Origin of the sequence: Algoriphagus sp. oki45 (assembly GCF_036245605.1) — a bacterium.
Classification (GTDB): domain Bacteria; phylum Bacteroidota; class Bacteroidia; order Cytophagales; family Cyclobacteriaceae; genus Algoriphagus.
Window position 1 is genome coordinate 1 of the sequence record NZ_BTPC01000009.1, and the last position, 903, is coordinate 903.

Below are 903 nucleotides of genomic sequence, written 5' to 3' on the forward strand. Positions count from 1 at the left end.
AATAGCTGCTTCCAAGCTAACCTCCTGGCTGTCTCTGCAACTGGACCACCTTTGTTCAACTTAACCTAAATTTGGGGACCTTAGCGGAAGGTCTGGGTTCTTTCCCTCTCGGACTGGGACCTTAGCACCCCAGCCCTCACTGCCGTTTAAATATGATGGCATTCGGAGTTCGTCAGGATTTGGTAGGATGTGACTCCCCCTAGTCCTATCGGTAGCTCTACCTCCATCATACAATCCACGACGCTGTTCCTAAAAACATTTCGGGGAGTACGAGCTATTTCTCAGTTTGATTAGCCTTTCACCCCTACCCACAGCTCATCCGGAAGCTTTTCAACGCTTATCGGTTCGGTCCTCCATTCCGTGTTACCGGAACTTCAACCTGGCCATGGGTAGATCACTAAGTTTCGCGTCTACCCCCTCCGACTCTGTCGCCCTTTCAGACTCGCTTTCGCTCCGGGTACAGCACTGAATGCCTTACCCTTGCCAGAGAGGTGTAACTCGTAGGCTCATTATGCAAAAGGCACGCCGTCACCCCACTAAAGGGCTCCGACCGCTTGTAAGCGCACGGTTTCAGGTTCTATTTCACCCCGTTATTCACGGTACTTTTCACCTTTCCCTCACGGTACTAGTTCACTATCGGTCTCTCAGGAGTATTTAGCCTTACCGGATGGTGCCGGCAAATTCAATCGGGATTCCTCCGGTCCCGACCTACTCAGGATACCCGCCCAATCAACAACCTTTCCAATACGGGACTCTCACCCTCTGCGGTCGGCCTTCCCATGCCGTTCTCGTCAGTTTGTCAATCTTTACGCAGGTCCTATAACCCCGAACATGCCGTAACATATTCGGTTTGGGCTGTTCCGATTTCGCTCGCCACTACTCACGGAATCACTGTTGTTTTCT

General features: G+C 51.6%; 1 rRNA gene. It reads right to left on the reverse strand.

The features are described 5' to 3' along the window. Positions 1-903: ribosomal RNA gene (locus AAA942_RS20200) — 23S ribosomal RNA — on the reverse strand; the annotation flags it as partial.